The sequence below is a fragment of the Methylobacterium sp. AC433 genome (assembly GCF_979253015.1).
Genome location: NZ_CEEDBN010000017.1, coordinates 37,059 through 55,902, shown reverse-complemented (window position 1 = coordinate 55,902; position 18,844 = coordinate 37,059). Strand labels below are relative to the sequence as shown.

At 69.6% G+C, this 18,844-nt stretch carries 16 protein-coding genes and 2 tRNA genes; 5 read left to right on the top strand and 13 right to left on the bottom strand.

All coding sequences use genetic code 11. From position 1 onward, the window contains the following. Positions 1-135: 135 nt before the first annotated feature. From AC0IWM_RS19965 to AC0IWM_RS19925, 9 genes are all read right to left on the bottom strand, one after another. Positions 136-1,719, bottom strand: a complete 1,584-nt coding sequence (locus AC0IWM_RS19965) for an efflux transporter outer membrane subunit (protein WP_471757840.1) — start codon at positions 1,717-1,719, stop codon at positions 136-138. 101 nt (positions 1,720-1,820) lie between these two features. Continuing rightward, on the bottom strand, positions 1,821-4,982 hold the full coding sequence (locus AC0IWM_RS19960) for an efflux RND transporter permease subunit (RefSeq protein WP_471757838.1): 3,162 nt from the start codon (positions 4,980-4,982) through the stop codon (positions 1,821-1,823). A 60-nt stretch (positions 4,983-5,042) separates the two neighbouring features. Further along, entirely contained in the window at positions 5,043-6,326 is a 1,284-nt protein-coding gene (locus tag AC0IWM_RS19955) for an efflux RND transporter periplasmic adaptor subunit (protein WP_471757836.1), read from the bottom strand. A 586-nt stretch (positions 6,327-6,912) separates the two neighbouring features. Beyond that, on the bottom strand, positions 6,913-7,272 hold the full coding sequence (locus AC0IWM_RS19950) for a hypothetical protein (protein WP_471757834.1): 360 nt from the start codon (positions 7,270-7,272) through the stop codon (positions 6,913-6,915). A gap of 419 nt (positions 7,273-7,691) precedes the next feature. Then, a tRNA-Pro gene (locus AC0IWM_RS19945) sits at positions 7,692-7,769 on the bottom strand. 102 nt (positions 7,770-7,871) lie between these two features. Next, positions 7,872-11,084: an efflux RND transporter permease subunit gene (locus AC0IWM_RS19940; protein ID WP_471757832.1), complete on the bottom strand. Its 3,213-nt coding sequence runs from the start codon at positions 11,082-11,084 to the stop codon at positions 7,872-7,874. Positions 11,085-11,212: 128 nt separating this feature from the next. After that, positions 11,213-12,364, bottom strand: coding sequence for an efflux RND transporter periplasmic adaptor subunit (locus AC0IWM_RS19935; RefSeq protein ID WP_200930062.1), 1,152 nt, complete (start codon positions 12,362-12,364; stop codon positions 11,213-11,215). An 85-nt stretch (positions 12,365-12,449) separates the two neighbouring features. Then, positions 12,450-12,773 (bottom strand): rhodanese-like domain-containing protein, encoded by a 324-nt coding sequence (locus AC0IWM_RS19930; RefSeq protein ID WP_056474100.1) that lies wholly within the window; start codon positions 12,771-12,773, stop codon positions 12,450-12,452. Between the two features lie 63 nt (positions 12,774-12,836). After that, complete coding sequence (locus tag AC0IWM_RS19925) at positions 12,837-14,141, bottom strand: glycosyltransferase family 4 protein (RefSeq protein WP_471757830.1); 1,305 nt, start codon at positions 14,139-14,141, stop codon at positions 12,837-12,839. A gap of 118 nt (positions 14,142-14,259) precedes the next feature. Here AC0IWM_RS19925 and AC0IWM_RS19920 point away from each other — a divergent pair, with 118 nt between their 5' ends. Further along, the gene (locus AC0IWM_RS19920) at positions 14,260-15,129 is read left to right on the top strand and encodes an MBL fold metallo-hydrolase (protein ID WP_471757828.1); all 870 of its coding nucleotides are present in this window, start codon (positions 14,260-14,262) and stop codon (positions 15,127-15,129) included. A gap of 69 nt (positions 15,130-15,198) precedes the next feature. Here the strand turns inward: AC0IWM_RS19920 and AC0IWM_RS19915 are convergent, their stop codons facing one another. Next, complete coding sequence (locus tag AC0IWM_RS19915; protein WP_471757826.1) at positions 15,199-15,903, bottom strand: glutathione S-transferase N-terminal domain-containing protein; 705 nt, start codon at positions 15,901-15,903, stop codon at positions 15,199-15,201. Positions 15,904-16,084: 181 nt separating this feature from the next. Between AC0IWM_RS19915 and AC0IWM_RS19910 the strand changes: the two genes are divergently transcribed. Then, entirely contained in the window at positions 16,085-16,318 is a 234-nt protein-coding gene (locus tag AC0IWM_RS19910) for a hypothetical protein (protein ID WP_471757824.1), read from the top strand. A 40-nt stretch (positions 16,319-16,358) separates the two neighbouring features. Then, positions 16,359-16,550: a hypothetical protein gene (locus tag AC0IWM_RS19905; protein WP_471757822.1), complete on the top strand. Its 192-nt coding sequence runs from the start codon at positions 16,359-16,361 to the stop codon at positions 16,548-16,550. 468 nt (positions 16,551-17,018) lie between these two features. Here the strand turns inward: AC0IWM_RS19905 and AC0IWM_RS19900 are convergent, their stop codons facing one another. From AC0IWM_RS19900 to AC0IWM_RS19890, 3 genes are all read right to left on the bottom strand, one after another. Further along, entirely contained in the window at positions 17,019-17,318 is a 300-nt protein-coding gene (locus tag AC0IWM_RS19900; RefSeq protein WP_471757820.1) for a hypothetical protein, read from the bottom strand. 137 nt (positions 17,319-17,455) lie between these two features. Beyond that, the gene (locus AC0IWM_RS19895) at positions 17,456-17,605 is read right to left on the bottom strand and encodes a hypothetical protein (RefSeq protein ID WP_471757818.1); all 150 of its coding nucleotides are present in this window, start codon (positions 17,603-17,605) and stop codon (positions 17,456-17,458) included. A 142-nt stretch (positions 17,606-17,747) separates the two neighbouring features. After that, a complete protein-coding gene (locus tag AC0IWM_RS19890) occupies positions 17,748-17,915 on the bottom strand; it encodes a hypothetical protein (RefSeq protein WP_471757816.1) in 168 nt (55 codons plus the stop codon). Between the two features lie 414 nt (positions 17,916-18,329). On the opposite strand from AC0IWM_RS19890, the gene AC0IWM_RS19885 reads away from it, so the two are divergent. Together AC0IWM_RS19885 and AC0IWM_RS19880 are read left to right on the top strand one after the other, a co-directional pair. Next, positions 18,330-18,406, top strand: a tRNA-Pro gene (locus AC0IWM_RS19885). Positions 18,407-18,444: 38 nt separating this feature from the next. Continuing rightward, positions 18,445-18,756, top strand: coding sequence for an ETC complex I subunit (locus AC0IWM_RS19880; RefSeq protein WP_055950667.1), 312 nt, complete (start codon positions 18,445-18,447; stop codon positions 18,754-18,756). The last annotated feature ends 88 nt before the right edge of the window (positions 18,757-18,844 follow it).

Here is an 18,844-nt window from a genome sequence, read left to right as displayed (position 1 = left end):
CGTGCGGTGTCCTGCCCGAAGCTATAGCGCATCTCGTCGGCCCAAGCCAACAAATCGCGGCTTAACCCCCTGGTAACGAACGGTTTGCCCGCGCCGCTCCGGCCTGCCCGGCCCGGCGGTTCCCGGCCCCTGCCCCTAGAGGAACTTCGCCGGGTCCGTGCTCGGCGGCGCCGGCTTCACGTCGGTGCGGTTCCACCAGCCGCCGCCGAGGGCCTGGAACAGGGCGGCGGTGTCGGCATACTGGTTGGCGCGCGCGCCCGCCGAGGTCACCAGGGCCGAGAGGTAGGATTGCTGGGCGATCAGCACCTGGGTGCTGTTGAGGGCGCCCGCCGCGTATTGCTTGCGGATCAGGCCGAGGCTCTCGCCGGTGGCCCGCTCGGCGGCGGAGGCCGCCGCCACCGCCTTGGCGTCGGATTGGAGCGCGCGCAAGGTGTCGGCGACGTTCTGGAAGGCGCCGATCACCACGGCCCGGTACTGGGCCTGGGCCTCGTTCAGCGCCTCCTCGGCCGCGCGCTGGCGCCGGAACAGGGTCCCGGCATCGAAGATCGGCTGCGCCACGGTGCCGACGATGCCGTAGAACGAGGCCGCCGAGGTCGCGAGCTGCGCGATCCGCACCGCGCTGGCACCGCCATTGGCGGTGATGTTGAACTGCGGCAGGCGGTTGGCCACCGCGACCCCCACCGCCGCGCTGGCCTGCTGCACGTTGGCCTCGGCCGCCTTCACGTCCGGGCGCTGCTGCACGAGGCGCGAGGGCAGGCTCACCGGCAGGTTGGTGGGCAGGCGCAGGGAGGCCAGGGTGAAGGTCGGCGCGATCTCCTCGCTGGGCAGGCGCCCGACCAGGGCGGTCAGGAGGTTGCGCTGCTGGGCGAGCTGCTTCTCCAGGGGCGGCAGCAGCTGCATCGAGACCGAGAGGGCGGCCTGCTGCACCACCACGTCGGCCCCGGCGATCTGCCCGAGGGCGAGCTGCTTGTTGTAGAGGTTCAGGACCTCGGTCTGGGCCTGGATCACCTTGCGGGTGGCGTCGATCTGGGCGCGCAGCGACGCCTCCTGGATCGCCGCCAGGACGACGTTCGTGGTCAGCGTCAGGTAGGTCGCCTCGAGCTGGAAGCGCTGGTTCTCCGCCTGCGCCTCCAGGGACTCGATCTGGCGCCGGTTGCCGCCGAACACGTCGGGGGTGAACGAGACCGTCACCTGCGGCGTGTAGAGGCTGTAGAACAGCTGCCGGGAGTCGTTCAGCGGCCCCTGCAGGGCGCCGCCGGGGGCCTTCTGGCGCGAGCCGAGGCCATTGGCGCCGACCAACGGGAACAGGGTGCCGCGCTGCGCCTCGACGTTCTCCTGCGCGATCCGCAGGGAGGCCTGCGCGGCGTCGAGGTTCGGGTTGTTGGCGAGCGCCTCCGCCACGAGGCGGTCGAGGGCGGGGGAGCGGAACAGCGTCCACCACTGGCCCGGCACGTCGGCGCCCGCGACGAAGTTCTGGTCGGCCGAGCCGCCATGGGCGGTGCGGATGTCGTCGGTGGCGGTGGGGTTGCGCAGGGGCTCGCGGGTGTAGCGGGTGGCCGGCGGGTCGGCCGGCGGCACGTAGTCCGGCCCGACGACGCAGCCGCCGACGGCGCACAGGGCCGCGGCGGCGAGGAGCGCGCGGACCGGGGAGGCGCCGGATGCCCGGCCGGCCCGGGCCTCGCTGCGGGAGTTGGCCCGGGTCTGTGTGGATGCCGCCATGGTGTCGGAGAATCCTGTCGCCGTCCGCGGCCGTAGAGGCGCCGGGCCGGCCTCGAAGTCAACGCGGCCGGCGGACGGCGCGCGGGGCTGTGATCGCCGCGTCATGCGTGCTCGGCCTGGGCCGTGGCCCGGGCGGCCGCTTCCGAGGGGATCGCGGCCGGCACGCGGCGCGAGAACAGCGCGATCAGGATCGGGACCACCACGAGGATGAGGTTGGGCGCGAGCAGGATGCCGCCGACGACCACCAGGGCGAGGGGCTTCTGCACCTGCGAGCCGATGCCGGTGGAGATCGCCGCCGGCAGCAGGCCGACGCAGGCGGCGACGCAGGTCATCATGACCGGGCGCATGCGGACGTTTGCGGCGTGCCACACCGCCTCGGTCCGGGCCCAGCCCTCGTCGACGAGCTGGTTGTAGTAGGAGAGCAGGATCACGCCCTCCATGGTCGAGATGCCGAAGAGCGCGATGAACCCGATCGCCGCCGAGATCGAGAACGGCGTCATCGTGAGGAACAGGGCGAAGATGCCGCCGATCATCGCCATCGGGATCACGCTCAGCGTCAGCACCATGTCGGTGACGGAGTTGAAGTTGACGTAGAGCAGCAGCGCGATGAGCGCGATCGTCACCGGCACCACGATGGTCAGGCGCTGGACGGCGTCCTGCAGGTTGGTGAACTGCCCGACCCATTCGAGGTGGAATCCGGCCGGCAGGGTCACGTCCTGGGCGATGCGCGCCTGCGCCTCCAGCACCGCGCCGCCGAGGTCGCGCCCGCGCACCGAGAACTTCACCGGGATGTAGCGCTCCTGGTTCTCGCGGTAGATGAAGGCCGCGCCGGAGACGAGCTCCACGGTGGCGATCTCGGAGAGCGGCACCTGCACCACGCCGCCCGCGGGGTTGGCCGCCCCGATGGTGATGTTGCGGATGGTCTCCAGGCTGCGGCGATACTGGGGCGCCAGGCGCACCCGCATGGGGAAGTGCCGGTCCGAGCCGTACTCGTAGAGGTCGCCGGCGGTCTGGCCGCCGATCGCCGCCTGGACGGTGGTGTTCACGTCGCCCGGCGACAGGCCGTAGCGGGCGGCCTTGCGCCGGTCGATGTCGATCCGCACCGTGGGCTGGCCGAGGGAGGCGAAGACCGAGAGGTCGGCGATGCCGGGCACCCGCGACAGGGCGGCCTTGATCTCCTCGGCGGTGCGGGTGAGGTCGTTGAGGTCGTTGCCGTAGATCTTGACCGAGTTCTCGCCCTTCACCCCGGAGGCGGCCTCCTGGACGTTGTCCTCGATGTACTGGGAGAAGTTGAACTCGATCCCCGGGAAGGCCTCGTCGAGCTTGGCCGAGAGGTCGCGGACGAGCCCCTCCTTGTCGAGGCCCCTGCGCCAGGTGTCGAAGGGCTTCAAGGGCGCCAGGATCTCGACGTTGAAGAAGCCGGTGGCGTCGGTCCCGTCGTCCGGGCGGCCCTGGTGCGAGAGCACGGTGACCACCTCCGGCACCTCGGCGATGATCTTGCGCAGGCGCTCCACGTAGGCGTTGCCGGCCTCCAGGGAGATCGAGGCCGGCATGGTGCCGCGGATGTAGAGGTTGCCCTCCTCGAGCTTGGGCAGGAACTCGAGGCCCAGCGTGCGCGCGGCGATGCCCGAGGCGCCCAGCACCGCGGCGACCACGAGGAGCGACAGCACCTTGTTGCGCAGGCCGAAGCGCAGGATCAGCACGTGGCCGAATCGCAGGAGGCGCACCACCAGGGTGTCGCGCTCCTCCACGTGCTTGGGCAGGATCAGGGCGGAGAGTGCGGGCGAGACCGTGAAGGTCGCGATGAGGCCGCCGAGCAGCGCGTAGGCGTAGGTCTTGGCCATCGGGCCGAAGATGTGGCCCTCCACGCCCGTCAGCGTGAAGAGCGGCAGGAAGCCCACGATGATGATCGTGGCCGAGAAGAAGATCGCCCGGTTCACCTCGGCGCCCGCGAGGGCGATGGTGCCGAGGCGCCCGGTCAGGCCCCCCGGCGGCGTCTGGCCCTCGCCGTGCTCCGGCTCGGCGAGGTGCCGGAACACGTTCTCGACCATGATCACGGTGGCGTCGACGATGAGGCCGAAATCGATGGCGCCGAGGGACAGGAGGTTGGCCGAATCCCCGCGCAGGACCAGGATCAGGATGGCGAAGCCGAGCGCGAAGGGGATCGTCGCCGCCACGATGATCGCGCTGCGTAAGGAGCCGAGGAACAGCCACTGCACCACGAAGACCAGCGTCACGCCGAAGACGAGGTTGTGCATCACCGTGTGGGTGGTGGTGTGGATCAGCCCGCTGCGGTCGTAGATGCGCTCCACCCGCACGTCGGGGGGCAGGAGGCCGCTGGCGTTGATCTTGTCGATCTCGGCATTGACGAGGCGCAGGGTCGGCAGGCTCTCGCCGTCGCGGCTCATCAGGACGATGCCCTCGACGATGTCGTTGTCGCCGTCATGGCCGACGATGCCGAGGCGCGGCGCGTGCGAGACCCGCACCTCGGCGACGTCGCGCACCAGCACCGGCACGCCGTTGACCTGGGTCAGCATCGTGTCGCGGATGTCGTCCATGTCGCGGATGAGGCCGATGCCGCGCACCACCGCCGACTGCTCGCCCACGTTCAGGGTCTGGCCGCCGACGTTGATGCTCGAGTTGTTCAGCGCGGTGACGAGCTGGACCAGGGTGAGGCCCTGGGCCTGGAGCCGGTTGAGGTCGACGGCGATCTCGTATTCCTTGGTCCGCCCGCCGAAGGCCGTCACGTCGACGACGCCCGGAATCGCCTTGAAGCGGCGCTGCAGCACCCAGTCCTGCAGGGTCTTGAGCTCGGTGGAGGAGTAGCCCGGCGGCCCCGTCACCTTGTAGCGCATGATCTCCCCGACGGGGCTGGTCGGCGAGATCTGCGGCTGGGCGCCGCCCGGCAGGGGCGGCAGCTGCGAGAGCCGGTTGAGCACCCGCTGCAGGGCCTCCTGGTAGGTGAAGGCGTAGCTGAACTGCACCTTCACGTCCGAGAGCCCGAACAGCGAGATGGTGCGCACCACCGTGGCGTTGGGGATGCCGGCGAGCTGCACCTCCAGGGGAATCGTGATGTAGCGCTCGATCTCGTCGGCCGATTGCCCGGGATTCTGCGTGATGACGTCGACGAGCGGCGGCACCGGATCGGGATAGGCCTCGATGTTGAGCTGCGTGTAGCTGGCATAGCCGAGCGCCAGCATCACCAGGAACAGCAGGCAGACCAGGACGCGCTGGCGCAGGGCGAAGACGATCAGGCTGTTCATCGTGAGACTTTTCCGGCCGCGGCCCGATGACGACGAGGAAGGGGCGCCGGGCCCGACGGTTCAGGACGCCTTGTCACCGCTCGTCGCCCGATCCATGAACACGGCCCCGCGCGTGACGATCGCCTCCCCCACCGCGACCCCGGCGGTGACCTGGACCATTCCGCCGGCCGTCATCCCGAGGGTGACGCCGCGGGCCTCGATGGCCCCGTCGGGCCGCGCGATCCAGACATGCGCCCGCGCGCCCTCGTAGACGATGGCGGCGGCGGGCACGGCCGGCGCGCTCCGCCCCGGCCCGGTGAAGATCGTGAAGGTGGCGAACATCTCCGGCTTCAGGACCTGGTCGGGATTCTCGACCTCGCTGCGCACCGCGAGGCGCCGCGTCGCCGGGTCGAGGCTGGCGGACATGTAGTTGACCCGCGCCTTGAAGATCCGGTCGCCGAAGCCCGCCACCGTCGCCTCGACCTCCTGGCCGATCCGGATGCGCGGGATCTCGCTCTCGCGCACGTTGGCCACCAGCCAGACCGTGGAGAGGTCGCCGATCACGAAGATCGGGTCGCTGGCGGTCGAGAGATACTGCCCGAGTCCGACCTTGCGCTGGACGATGGTGCCGGCGATCGGCGCCCGGATCTGGGTCTCGGAGCTGAGCGTGCCCTTCTTCTCGAAGGCGGCGATCTCCGCGTCGGTCTTGCCGAGGAGGCGCAGGCGGTTCTTCACCGCCTCCAGGCCGGCCTCGGCGGTCTTCAGGTCGCTCTGCGCGCCGATGACGTCGTTCTGGGCCGACTGGTAGTCCTTCAGGGCCACCGCCTTGGCCTGGAACAGCTCCTGCTGGCGCGTCGCGATGGTCTGGTCGAGCTTCAACAGCGCGGTCGCCTTGGCGAGGGTGTTGAGGGCGGTCTGGTAGTCGTTCTGGGCCTGGACCATGTCGGTGGCCTCGAGGGTGAGGAGCACGTCCCCGGCCTTCACCGCGTCCCCGGCGCGCACCAGCACCCGGGTCACCCGTCCGGCATAGGGCGAGGTCACCGGCACGTTGTCGTCGTCGTTCAGCGCGATGCGGCCCTCGGCCGTGCCCTCGGGCCGGAACTCCACCGCCGCGATCGGGACGATGTCCAGGGCGGCGCGCTGCGCCGGACTCGGCCGGAACAGCCGGGCCGAACCGCCCTCGCGCGCCTCGCCGCCCGCCGCGGGCTCGGCCTCGCTCGCCCCGAAGCGCTCCCGGACCGCCGTGCTCATGCCGGTGAGGACGCTCATGACCGGGCCGGGCCAGAGACTAGCGGCCACCACCGCGCAGATCAGCAGTCCGAGAGGCGCGAGAATGGTCGCGATCGTACGCTTTGTCCCGGTCATGTGCCGCAGGAAAGCTTTCAGGTTGGGCGCCGGAGGACGGGTCGCGGGCGGATGGATGTTTCGGACGCTTCGGGGAGGATCCGGATTGCGGTATTTCAGGATGGTTCTTCTTGGCGAATACGCGTCTCACCAGATCTGAGCGTTCCTGTTCGAAGGCCGGACAGGTCAAGGGAATCGGCCGAGATTGTCTTAGATCAAGTCGCTTCGCTTCTGTGTGACGCCATTCGTGGCAAATTTTCGATGGGCTCCCGAGCCCCCGGCAGGCGCCGTTCTCCGTCCGCTCGGCGGCCGCTTCGCCCGAAGGGTCGGCCGAGGGCCGAGATCGGTGGCCCGCCCGGCCGGCGCCGCGTGCCCGCGAGGCCTCCGGGGCGGAGTGAGAAGGCCAAGCTTGCCCGCGAGTCAATCCGCCGTCGGCGGGTCCGGAGGGCGCCCGGCCGCCGCACGACGGGCGGTCGGAAGCGGATGACGATTTCGTGTTGTCCGGCCCGCGTCGGCCCAGGCCGCGTCCGCCCTGCCGCGATGCGGACGGGGCGCGCAAAAGGGGCGATTCTCCGTCCGCGCCGGGCCGCCGGCTTCCGGGGAGATGTTACGGGCGGCCCTGCCGGACCGGCGGCGAGGGAGGGACCTTGGTCAGCACGTGCGAACTGCTCGACCCCGTGATCGTCACGGTCATCTGCTGGCCGTCGATCAGTCCGATGTACTGGCGGGAGCCGATCTGAAACACGATCATGCCACCGGTCACGTCCCGGATGTTGAGCGGGCTCCACTCGAACGGCTTCTCCGGATTGTCGTTCGCCTGAACGGCATCCTGGTCGACGCGGATCTGAAGGCCGTCGCCGACCCAGCGGCCTTCGAGGAACTTGCGCATGCTGGATTCGGCCGCGGCCGGGGCGAGGCCGAGGAGAAGGCCCGTCGCGACCATGGTGAACCATCGCGTGCCCTTCACGGCATGCCTCCCGTGCCCCCGCGCTCCGCGGACCGCGCCATCGCCCCGTAATCCGGCAGGCATTCTGCGCGCAAGATCCGTCCGGCGCGAGCCGTGCCGGTTTCCCGGCCGCTCAGGGGGCACGGGGGCCGACCTCTCGTTCGCCGGGGGGCATCGCCATCGGTCATCCGTCACCGCTCGAAGCCGACGGCCTGCACCGTCCGCCGCGTGGAAAAGGCCCAGGGTCCCGGGGACCATGGGGCGTCCCGAAGGCCAGGGCCGGTCGTTCGCGTCGGAGAAATCGAAATGCTGTCCGGCTCGAACCCTGGCTCTCGCCCATTCGGCGATCGCGAAGCAGGATGAGCACCGCGGGAACCGGACCAGGAGGGCCGAGCGGCTCGCGGATGTCGGCCACCTGGAGGGTGATCGGCCGATGTGAATGGTCGGAGCGAGAGGATTCGAACCTCCGACCCCTAGTCCCCCAGACTAGTGCGCTAACCGGGCTGCGCTACGCTCCGACGCCCCTGACGGGGTGAGGGGTCTTTAGCTTTCCGGTTTGCGGGGCGCAACCCCCAACGTGAAGCCCGGATGCGGGGTCCGCATCCGGGCTCGGAATGGTCTCAGGCGTGAGAGGGGGCCGCACGCGGATCGTGCTTGTCCGGCGTGGTGTTGTGCGGGTCCTTTCCGCGCTTGCGGGCGAGCCAGATCAGGAAGTTCCGGATCACCACGTAGAAGACCGGGGTGAGGAAGAGGCCGAACACCGTGGCGCCGATCATGCCGAAGCAGACGGCGGTGCCGAGGGCCTGGCGCATCTCGGCGCCGGGGCCGGTGGCGATCACCAGCGGCACCGTGCCGAGGATGAAGGCGAAGGCCGTCATCAGGATCGGGCGCAGGCGCAGGCGGCAGGCCTCGACGGCGGCGGCCACGGGGCCCTTCCGCTCGGTCTCCTCGAGCTGGTGCGCGAACTCCACGATCAGGATGGCGTTCTTGGCCGCCAGGCCGATCAGCACGATCAGGCCGATCTGGGTCAGGATGTTGTTGTCCTGGCCCCGCAACTGCACCCCGAACAGGGCCGCCAGCACGCCGGTGGGCACCACCAGCAGGATGGCCAGGGGCAGCGCCCAGGATTCGTACTGCGCGGCGAGCACCAGGAAGACGAGGAGCACGCCGAGCGCGAAGACGTAGATGGCCGTGTTGCCCGCCGCCTTCTGCTGGTAGGCGATCTCGGTCCAGTCGTAGGCGTAGCCGTCGGGCAGGGCGTCCTTGGCGATGGCCTCCATGGCGTCCAGCGCCTGGCCGGTGGAGATGCCGGGCTTGGCCGTGCCCTGGACCGGCACCGAGTAGTACAGGTTGAAGCGCTGGACGATCTGCGGGCCGGTGATCTCGCGGATCGTGGCCAGCGTGCCCATCGGCACCAGGGCGCCGGTGGAGGAGCGGACCTTCAGCTGCTCGATGTCCTGCTTGGAGACGCGGAACGGCGCGTCGCCCTGCACGCGGACCTGGTAGATGCGGCCGAGGGTGTTGAAGTCGTTGACGTAGGCGCCGCCGAGGGCCGTCTGCACCGTCGAGAATACGTTCGAGAGCGGCACGTTGAGCATGCGCGCCACGGTGCGGTCGATGTCGAGGTAGAGCTGCGGCGTGTCGTTGCCGAAGGTGGTGAACACCCGCTGCACGTCGTTGCTCTGGTTGGCCTTGCCCAGCACCTCGCCGACGGCGCCCAGCAGCGGGCCGATCGCCGACGATTGCCGACTCTCGATCTGCATCTTGAAGCCGCCGCCCTGGCCGAGGCCGCGCACCGGCGGCGGCGGGATGACGATGACGCGGGCCTCCTGGATGTCGGCGGTGGCCTTGATCACGTCGCCGGTGATCACCGCCGCGCTGCGTCCGTGGACCGCGCGCTCCTTGGCGCCGGCCAAGGTGATGAACATCACGCCCGAATTGGTCGTGTTGGTGAAGGTCGCGCCGTCGAAGCCCGCGATGATGACGGTGTTGGTCACGCCGTCGATCTTGCGGGCCGCCGCCGCCGCCCGGTTCACCACCTCGGTGGTACGGTCGAGCGAGGCGCCGGAGGGCAGCTGCACGACGCCGATGAGGTAGCCCTGGTCCTGGTCCGGGATGAAGCCCGTGGGCGTGGTCTGGACGAGGTGCAGGGTGGCGGCGATGACGCCGGCATAGACGAGCAGCATCGCGATCAGCCCGACCGCGTAGTTGGTCAGGCCGTAGATGATCCGCCCGTAGGTGTTCGAGAGCCAGTCGAAGCCCTTGTTGAACATGTCGGCGAGCCAAGCGACGAAGCGGAAGAGGAAGAACTTCGGCTTGGCGTGCTCGTGGTGGGGCTTCAGGAGCAGCTTGCAGAGCGCCGGAGACAGCGTCAGCGAGTTGAACATCGAGATGATGGTCGAGGCCGCGATGGTGAGCGCGAACTGCTTGTAGAACTGGCCGGTGATGCCGGGGATGAAGGCGGTGGGGATGAACACCGCCGAGAGCACGAGCGCGATGGCGATGACGGCGCCGCCGACCTCGTCCATGGTCTTGTGCGCGGCGTCGCCCGGGGACAGGCCCTCGGCCATGTTGCGCTCGACATTCTCCACCACCACGATGGCGTCGTCGACCACGATGCCGATGGCGAGCACGAGCCCGAACAGCGTGAGGTTGTTCAGCGAGAAGCCGAAGGCCGACATGGCCGCGAAGGTGCCCACCAGCGAGACCGGGATCGCGATCACCGGGATCAGCGCGGTGCGCCAGCTCTGGAGGAAGACCAGCACCACGATGACGACGAGGCCGACGGCCTCGAAGAGGGTCTTGTAGACCTCGTGGATCGACTCCTCGATGAACTCCGTCGGGTTGTAGGCGATGCGGTACTCGATGTCCGGCGGGAAGTTCTTCTTGAGGTTGTCCATCACCTTGCGCACCGACGCGGCGGCGTCGAGGGCGTTGGTGCCGGGGCGCTGGAAGGCGCCGATGCCGATGGCGGGCGTGTCGTTGAGGAACGAGTTCGTCGTGTAGTCCTTCTGACCCATCTCCACGCGGGCGACGTCCTTCACCCGGACGAGGCGGCCGTCCGAGGCCTTGACGATGACGTCGGCGAACTCCTCGGGGCTCTGGAAGCGCCCCTGCGACTGCACGATGAGCTGGAAGGCCTGGCCCGTGGCGGCCGGCGGCGAGTTCAGGGCGCCGGCGGCCACCTGCACGTTCTGCTCCGAGAGCGCCGTGATGACGTCGGAGGTGGTCAGTCCGTAGGCCGCGAGCTTGTTCGGATCGAGCCAGACGCGCTCGGCGTATTCGTTGCCGCCGAAGATGGTGATGTCGCCGACGCCGTCGAGGCGCAGGAGCTCGTCGCGGATGTTCAGGTAGATGTAGTTGGCGAGGTAGTTCTGGTCGTAGGTCTTCTTCGGCGACAGCAGGTGCACCACCAGCATCAGGTCCGGCGAGGCCTTGCGCACGGTGACGCCGAGGTTGCGCACGTCCGGCGGCAGGCGCGGCTGCGCCACCGAGAGGCGGTTCTGGACGAGGACGTTGGCGATATCGAGGTTGGTGCCGACCTTGAAGGTCACCGTCAGCAGCATGTTGCCGTCGTTGGTCGACAACGACGTCATGTAGAGCATGTTGTCGACGCCGTTGACCTCCTGCTCGATCGGCGTCGCGATCGTGGCCGCCACCGTCTCAGCGTTGGCGCCCGGGAAGCTCGCGCGCACCGTCACCGTGGGCGGCACGATCTCGGGATACTGTGCCACGGGCAGCGACAGGTAGGCGACGTAGCCGAGGATCAGGAAGACGATCGACGTGACCGACGCGAAGATCGGCCGATCGACGAAGAAGTGGGCAAAACGCATCGCTTGAACCTCTCGCCGCGCGCGGCCCGCTCGCGCGGGTCCGAGGCGGCATCGTTTCTTCGTCCGCGGTCTGGTGGCCGCTCCCCGGCCGCGCTCGGCCGGGGTCTATCTCGTCCGGGGCGGCGGCCTCAGGTCTTGCTCGGCGGCAGGGTCGAGGCCTCGGCCGCGACCTTGGCCCCTGGCCGTACGCGGCTCACACCGTTGACCACGACGTTCTCGTCGCCCTTCAGGCCCTCGCGGATGACCCGGTAGCCATCGACCTTCGGCCCGAGCTTGACGTCGCGCAGCGACACCGTGCCGTCGTCGGCGACGACGTAGACGATGCGCTTGTCCTGGTTGGCCGAGACCGCCTCGTCGGGCAGGAGGATGCCCTGGTAGGGCTTGGTGGCGGGCAGCGCGACCACGCCGAACAGGCCGGGCTTGATGAACCCGTCGGGGTTCTCCACCGTGGCGCGCAGGAGCACCGTGCCGGTGGCGTTGTCGACCCGGTTGTCCACGAAGTCGAGGGTGCCCTTGCGGGTCGGCTTCGCCTCGCCGGTGAGCGCGATGAGGATCGGAACGCCCTTGCCCTTCTGGGTCTCGCCCATGCCGATGCCGAGGCTGCCCTGGTACTTCAGGAACGAGCGCTCATCGACCGTGAAGCCGAAATAGATCGGGTCGAGGGAGACGATCGTCGTCAGCTGGGTCTGGTCGGTGATGACGATGTTGCCCTCGGTGACCAGGCGCCGGCTGATGCGGCCGGAGATCGGGGCCTTCACCTCGGTGAAGTCGTAGTTCAGCTGGGCCTGGCGCAGCTGCGCGTCGGCGCTGTCGACGTCGGCCTGCGCGGTCTGCGAGGCCTGCCGGCGCTGGTCGGTGACCTGCTCGGAGATGTTGCCGGACTTGCTCAGGGTCTGGGCGCGGTCGAGGTCGGTCTGCGAGAAGTTGAGGCGGGCGCGCGCCGAGACCAGGGCAGCCTGGGCCTGGTCGAGGGCCGCCTTGTAGGGGCGCCGGTCGATGACGAAGAGCAGGTCGCCCTTCTTCACCGTGGCGCCGTCCGTGAAGTTCACCTTCTCGAGGTAGCCGGTGACGCGAGCGCGGACATCCACGATGTCGACGGGGTCGAAGCGGCCGGTATAGGTGTCGGTCTCGACGATCTCGCGCACCACCGGCTTGGCGGTGGTGACCTTCGGCGGCGGCCCGCCGGGCGCCTGGGCCCGGGCGGAGGTCACGAGGGCCGGCGCGACGAGCGCCGACGCCACCAGCCCAAGGGCCGGAAGAAGACTGAAGATCGAGCGCATGCGCATATGGTTGTTCCCTACGCTGCGCCAGCTAGAGGTCTGTCCGGAATCATGTCGTGCGCTGCCACACATGTTCTGCTGATCTTCAGACTTCGACCGGTTCACCCGAACCGGCCCAGTCCTTGAACCCGCCGGTATAATGGGCTTCGATCGGCAGTCCGGCGCCCTGGGCGGCCGCCAGGGCATGGACCGAGCGCACGCCCGACATGCAGGAGAAGACCGGGCGGCGGCCGTCCTGCGCGATCAGCGCCGCGATGGCCCCCGTGTCGAAGGTCGAGAGCGGATGCGGGACCGCGCCGGGGATGTGCCCCTGGTCGAATTCGTGCGGCTCGCGCACGTCGATCACCAGCAGGGAGCGGTCGGCGAGGCCGGCCTTGATCGCATCCCGGTCGAGGTCGACAACCTTCATCCGTCCATCCCCATGACTTCCCGCCCGGAGGGGCGACCGTTCTCTGACGGTTGTTCTTATGCGTCAGGTATCAGGACCGCAAATCGCCCGCCCGAGGGCCTCCTCCAGGGTGGCGAAGTGATTCGCCCAGGACGGCAGGGCGGCTCCTGCGAGCCGGGCGACGAGCGCGTCCCGCAGGGACGAGCCCGGATCGGCGAGGTCCTCCACCGCCCGGCGCCAGCCCGGTCCGTCGAGGGGATCGAGGAACTGCGCGAAGCCGGCGCCGATCTCCCGGTGGACCGCGAGGTCCGAGGCGACGACCGGAAGTCCGGAGGCCGCGGCCTCCACGACCGGCAGGCCGTAGCCCTCCGCGAAGGAGGGCATCAGCAGGGCGGTCGCCGAGCGCAGCAGGGCCGCGAGGCCGTGGCTCGACAATCCGCTGACCTCGCTGACGTGCGTCCGGACGGCAGGGCAGCGCTCCAGCATGTCGACGATGTTCTCCGCTTCCCAGCCGCGCCGGCCGACGAGGACGAGGCGGGGCGTGTCCGGCCCGTGCCGCTCGGCGAGGTCGCGCCAGAGATGCAGGAGCGCCAGGTGATTCTTGCGCGGCTCGATGGTGCCGCAGGCGACGAAGGTCGGCCGCGCGGGCGAGAAGGACGGCCCCTCCCCCGCCGGCCGGAACACCGGCTCGACGCCGAGGAGCGCCACCGTCACGGGCCGCGCGGGCAGGCCGTGCGCCGCGCAGTGCCGGGCGAAGCGCTCGCCGACGTCGCGGGAATTGACCAGCACGTGCGCGGCGTGGCGGGCCACGGTCTCCATCCGGATCCGGTGCCGCTCCGCCTCTCCGGGCCGCCCGTATTCCGGGTAGTCGATGGGGATGAGGTCGTGGACGAAGAACACCGGGCGGATGTCGCGCCGGTCGTAGAGCCAGTCGAAGCGGCCGGGCTTGTCTAGGCGCAGGTGCGAGCTGTGCAGGTAGACGGTCCCGGGGGGCAGGATTTCGGGGCCCCGCGCGCGCAGGGTCGTGGCCGCCGTCCGGGCCTGGATCCGGCGCCGGTCCGAGGCACCGCCGCGCGCCGGCGCGGCGGCCGGCATCCCCGCGTCGGTCGCCGCCCCGAGGTTCGCCGCCAGCCGCCGGTAGACCGGGTCCTGCGGCGCGTCGCGATCCTCGACCCAGCCGGCCGCCACGGCCTCGACGATGGCGCGCGCCTCCGCCCGGGCCAGCACCCGCGGGCCGAACGCCGTCGAGACCAGGCCGAATCGGTCCCCCTCCTGTGCCAGGACGTGGCGGGCATAGGCGAGGTCGACCCGGTCGATCCCGCTCGGGCTCGGATGCCGCAGGCGGGTGATCAGGCGGGTCAGGTCGAAGGCGAGGCTCGGGACGGGCATGGTCCTCCGGTGGCGTTCAGGTGCGGGGCCGTATGGCCGCTCTCCACCTCGCGCCTATATGCGCACGCCTCAGCCCGAGGCTACCCGCGGTCCCCGCCGCCAACGCGAGCAATCTTTCGTGTCTCCCGGATACCTGCCCTTCGCCGGCGCCCTCGATCTGCCCGCCTACACCTGTGACAATTGCGGGTTCTGGCAGCGCCATTTCGAGCGGCCGCCGGCCTGTCCGATGTGCCTCGATGCCCGCCACGTGGTGCCGCAGAAGGGCTGGCAGTTCTGGACCGAGCGCGAAGCGCAGGAGCGGTTCCCGTGCCACTGGGAGGAGCTGGAGCCCGGCGTCTGGCGGTTCTGGAACGATCCCGTCTCGGGCATCGGCCCGAGCGCCTACCTCGTCCAGACGCCGTCCGGGAACATGGGCTTCGAGGCCTGCCCGGTCTTCAGCGAGGCGGCTTTCCAGCACATCGCGCGCCTCGGCGGAATGCAGGTCCTGTCGTCCTCGCACCCGCACGCCTACGGCGCCCTGGTCCAGCTGCAGGACCGCTTCGACCCGGAACTCTGCCTGCCGGCCGCCGACTTCACCTGGAGCGCGGCGCTGCAGGTCTCCTGGCCCTACGACGATTTCCTGGAGCCCCTGCCCGGCCTCGAGCTCCACCGCACCGCCGGCCACTTCGACGGGCACGCGGTGCTGTTCGACCGCGGGCGGAAGATCCTGTTCTGCGGCGACGCCCTGAAGTTCGAGCTCGACCCGCAGGATTTCCGGCGCGCGCTGACCATCTCGGCCCACAAGGCCTTCGTGCGCGGGGTGCCCCTGACCACGAACGAGCTGCGGCACTACCGCGACGTCTTCGCCCGGCTGGACTTCACCCAGACCTGGACGCCCTTCGAGCCGGCCGCCAATTGCGGCCGGGCCGAGGTGCTGGCGCTGATCGACGGCATGCTGGCGACCCGCCCGCACGCCGCCCCGGTGCCCCTGGACACCCTGCGGCGCTGAGGGCGCGGCCGGCCCGATCCGGCGACTCTCCCGGGACGCGGATCGGGCTTCGCCCGGATGCGGCCCGGATCAGCCCCGCGTCGCCGCGGTCTGGCCGAACATGACCTTCTTGGCCTCCTCGCTCATGGTCTTCCCGAAATCCGGGTTGATCTCGGGGGCGCGGGCATAGGCGGCCTTCGTCGCCGGGCGCTCGGCGATGGCCTCGAACCAGCGCCGGAGGTTCGGGAAGTCCTCGAGCCGCTGGCCCTGCTTCTCGTAGGGCACGATCCACGGATAGCTCGCCATGTCGGCGATCGCGTAGTCGGCGCCGGCCAGGAAGGGCCGGTCCGCGAGCCGCCGGTCGAGGACGCCGTAGAGCCGGTTCGTCTCCTTGAGGTAGCGGTCGATGGCGTAGGGCACTTTTTCCGGCGCGTACTGGGTGAAGTGGTGGTTCTGGCCGAGCATCGGCCCGAGGCCGCCCATCTGCCAGAACAGCCATTGCAGCACCTCGGCGCGGCCGGCCACGTCCTGCGCGATGAAGCGCCCGGTCTTCTCGGCGAGGTAGAGCAGGATGGCGCCGGACTCGAACAGCGAGACCGGGGCGCCGCCGCCGGCCGGGGCGTGGTCGACGATCGCCGGCATGCGGTTGTTGGGCGCGATCGCCAGGAAGTCCGGCCTGAACTGGTCGCCCTTGCCGATGTTCACCGGCTTCAGGGTGTAGTCGAGCCCCGCCTCTTCGAGGAACATCGTGACCTTATGGCCGTTCGGGGTCGGCCAATAATACAGATCGATCATCGCGGTCTCCGTGCTGCGCGCCGAGGCTCGGTCCGGCCGCGTCGCGGGCGAGGTGGGGTCCGGAGGACGTGGGGTCAAGCGCGGCTCCGGCCGCGACGGGTCGCTCAAATGCGCCGGAGTTTCGCAACCGGGAATTCAGGGGCGCGTGGTTGCCTCGGCGGGGACGAGGGGGGAGGACGGCATGGTCAGCGCGATTTCGGCGAGCAACGGCGGGCTACTGGCCGCGACCCAGCGTTACGCCACGGCGGCCGAGGGCGTCGCGGCGATCGGCACCAGCCTGCCGAGCGCGACCCAGGTCGATCTCTCGACCACCGCCGTCCAGCTTCTGCAGGAGAAGTCCAACATCGGGATGAACACCGCCATCCTGAAATCGACGCTCGACTCCGAGCGCCGGGTCCTCGACATCCTGGCCTGAGGACCGGCGCACCTCGAAGCCTTTCGAAGGATCGACGCCCATGACGATCACCGTTCCGATCACGCAGGTCGGCATCCTCCGGGCCACCGAGATCGTGCATGGCAGCCGGAACGACGCCGCGCGCCGCCACGAGACCGAGCCGCGCATCGTCTCCGTCGAAGTGGAGCGCTCGCGCGCCGGCGAGAGCGACGGAATTCCAAGTCAGCGCCGCGTCGTCGACTTGCGCGTGTAGGGTCTGAACCCAGCTGGCTCCGTCCCGCAGGGACAGCCTTCGATCCGACGAAGCCGCAGGCGCCGATCAGCGCGGTTCTCGGCAGCGGACATCCGAAACGCCGTAGGGACGGGTATCTTTCCTGGAGCGAGCCTGGTTTGCCGCCAGGAGCTCGGGCGACCGGCCTGCAAAACATGCCGGTCCCGTCAGCCGAGATGGCGATGCGCCCTGCCTCGGCGCCGGCGGCGGCCTGCAGCACTTCGGAATGATCGATTGATCAGGATGCAGGAAGAAAGCACCGTGTGGCGCCTGCCCGCCTTCGTCGGCGGCCCGTCAGAGCCAAGCGCACAGCCCGCGAAACCCAGGCCGAGATGGTTGGCCGGGCTGTTCGGCGCGTCACCGGCGCAGTCTCTGCGCCGGTGAGCTTCGTCGCTCGTGCTGTGGTTTTCGGGTTCGGCTTCGGCCGGCGGTGAGCCGCCGAGGAGCGCCTCAAGCCGCCCTGGAGTTGCCCGCGGGACGCTTCGTGGTCTCGCCGGTCTCGCGGCCCTTGGCAGCGATGTCGCGCAGCATCTTGACCATGGCGTCGGTCTGGTCGCTGGTGGTTTCGTCGAACGCCGCGTCCGCACTCCAATCCTCGCCCCGGCGCAGCATGATCACGGCGCCAGCCGCAGCAGCACAAAGACTTCCCGTCAGCGGCGCGCACATCAGTGCGGTCCAGATCCCGTACGGCATAAGCAGCGCCGTCGAGATAATGCCTCCGCCCATGGCGGCCAGTAAGATCAGGAACATCGATCGGCCCTCGTTCGAACCCTAATACCATGGTTCGACGCTCGGGAACGGATTGATTGCCGTCATTGTGACCGACGCGTTAACGAACGGAGTCGAACCCTAACGACCTTCGCGGCGCCTCGCGCCGGTGCCGATCCTCACGACCAGACCCGAAGGATGATCAGGAGCCCGACCGGAACGACGAACATCAGGGCGATCGCCCATTGGATGTCGTTTCGTGCGCGCCTCACCTCGCTTTCCAATGCGTCGATGCGCGCCTCCAGGGCGCGTAACTTCGCATCGTTCATCGGCCGCTCCGTCGTTTCCGTTCAGTGCGCCGATGGTGGCGGGGCGCGACCGGAACTGTCCAGCGAGGCGTGGGCGGAAAACGGTGCGCCGCGCTGGCTTCGGTGCGGCCCGCGACCATCGCGGCGCTGGCCCGACCGACCGTCACTCGCCCGGAGCGACCCGGGAGTGTTGGTTCGTGTCCGGTTGCTGGCGCTTGGCCTCCGGCTGGCGCTTGGCCTCACGAAGCCGGGCCAGCTTCAGGAGAATCGAACGGATGTGCTCGCGAGCGGGAGACGTCTGGGTCATCGCCCAGAAACGGCGATCCTCCAAATATCGTTTCCTCACAAGACAGTGCGTTGGATTTCGAACACTTGCCGACGGCAACGGCCGCGCCTGAAGCGGGATTTTCGCTCTTCGCGTGTCGCAGGTCGCGCACAGGCTCGAAGTGCCGGAGGGTTCGGGCGGCGCAGGCCCGATCCGATGCGGCTGACCGCCCTGCCCTGGATTGATCGGATCTTCGACGGCACGCGGCACTCCGTCCCCGCCTCGGCAGGTGCCGGGCTCGTTCCGCGGCCGAAGACCCGGTCCGGGCCGGTGGAACACGGCAGGAACGCGGTCCGGCTCTTCCTCGGGGCTCCCGGTTCCGACACCCGCCCGTCTCGGCCGGGCGACGACCTTATGTTCGCCCCTCCCGGTTGCCATTTCACCGCCGAAACCGTACGTCCCCTCTACGCGCAAGCGTGTCGGGGTGTAGCGCAGTCTGGTAGCGCATCTGGTTTGGGACCAGAGGGTCGTAGGTTCGAATCCTATCGCCCCGACCATTGTTTCCCGCCGAGGCTCCCTGGAGTTGGACGACCCGATGTCGAGCGCCCGCATCTACCAGCCCGCGAAGGATCCGACGCAGTCCGGAACGGCGCGCGCCAAGGCCTGGGTGCTGGAATTCGACCAGACCGCGCCGCGCGAGACCGACCCGCTGATGGGCTGGACCGGCTCGTCCGACATGCTGCAGCAGGTGCATCTCGAGTTCGAGACCCGCGAGGAGGCCGTGGCCTACGCCACCCGCGCCGGCCTGTCCTACCGGGTCGAGGAGCCGCAGAAGCCCATCCTGCGCAAGGGCCTGTCCTACTCAGACAATTTCAAGTTCAACCGCACCGCGCCCTGGACCCACTGAAGCGCCTCACGCGGCGCGTCAGAGCTGGATCAGGATGGTGACCGCTCCGAAGATCAGGACGGAGCCCACCGCGACGGCGAGCAGGATC

Bases quoted from the DNA above. Each gene is read 5' to 3' on its own strand.
- AC0IWM_RS19965 (WP_471757840.1), bottom strand. From the start codon at position 1,719: ATGGCGGCATCCACACAGACCCGGGCCAACTCCCGCAGCGAGGCCCGG.
- AC0IWM_RS19960 (WP_471757838.1), bottom strand. From the start codon at position 4,982: ATGAACAGCCTGATCGTCTTCGCCCTGCGCCAGCGCGTCCTGGTCTGC.
- AC0IWM_RS19955 (WP_471757836.1), bottom strand. From the start codon at position 6,326: ATGACCGGGACAAAGCGTACGATCGCGACCATTCTCGCGCCTCTCGGA.
- AC0IWM_RS19940 (WP_471757832.1), bottom strand. From the start codon at position 11,084: ATGCGTTTTGCCCACTTCTTCGTCGATCGGCCGATCTTCGCGTCGGTC.
- AC0IWM_RS19935 (WP_200930062.1), bottom strand. From the start codon at position 12,364: ATGCGCTCGATCTTCAGTCTTCTTCCGGCCCTTGGGCTGGTGGCGTCG.
- AC0IWM_RS19930 (WP_056474100.1), bottom strand. From the start codon at position 12,773: ATGAAGGTTGTCGACCTCGACCGGGATGCGATCAAGGCCGGCCTCGCC.
- AC0IWM_RS19925 (WP_471757830.1), bottom strand. From the start codon at position 14,141: ATGCCCGTCCCGAGCCTCGCCTTCGACCTGACCCGCCTGATCACCCGC.
- AC0IWM_RS19915 (WP_471757826.1), bottom strand. From the start codon at position 15,903: ATGATCGATCTGTATTATTGGCCGACCCCGAACGGCCATAAGGTCACG.
- AC0IWM_RS19910 (WP_471757824.1), top strand. From the start codon at position 16,085: ATGGTCAGCGCGATTTCGGCGAGCAACGGCGGGCTACTGGCCGCGACC.
- AC0IWM_RS19905 (WP_471757822.1), top strand. From the start codon at position 16,359: ATGACGATCACCGTTCCGATCACGCAGGTCGGCATCCTCCGGGCCACC.
- AC0IWM_RS19900 (WP_471757820.1), bottom strand. From the start codon at position 17,318: ATGTTCCTGATCTTACTGGCCGCCATGGGCGGAGGCATTATCTCGACG.
- AC0IWM_RS19895 (WP_471757818.1), bottom strand. From the start codon at position 17,605: ATGAACGATGCGAAGTTACGCGCCCTGGAGGCGCGCATCGACGCATTG.
- AC0IWM_RS19880 (WP_055950667.1), top strand. From the start codon at position 18,445: ATGTCGAGCGCCCGCATCTACCAGCCCGCGAAGGATCCGACGCAGTCC.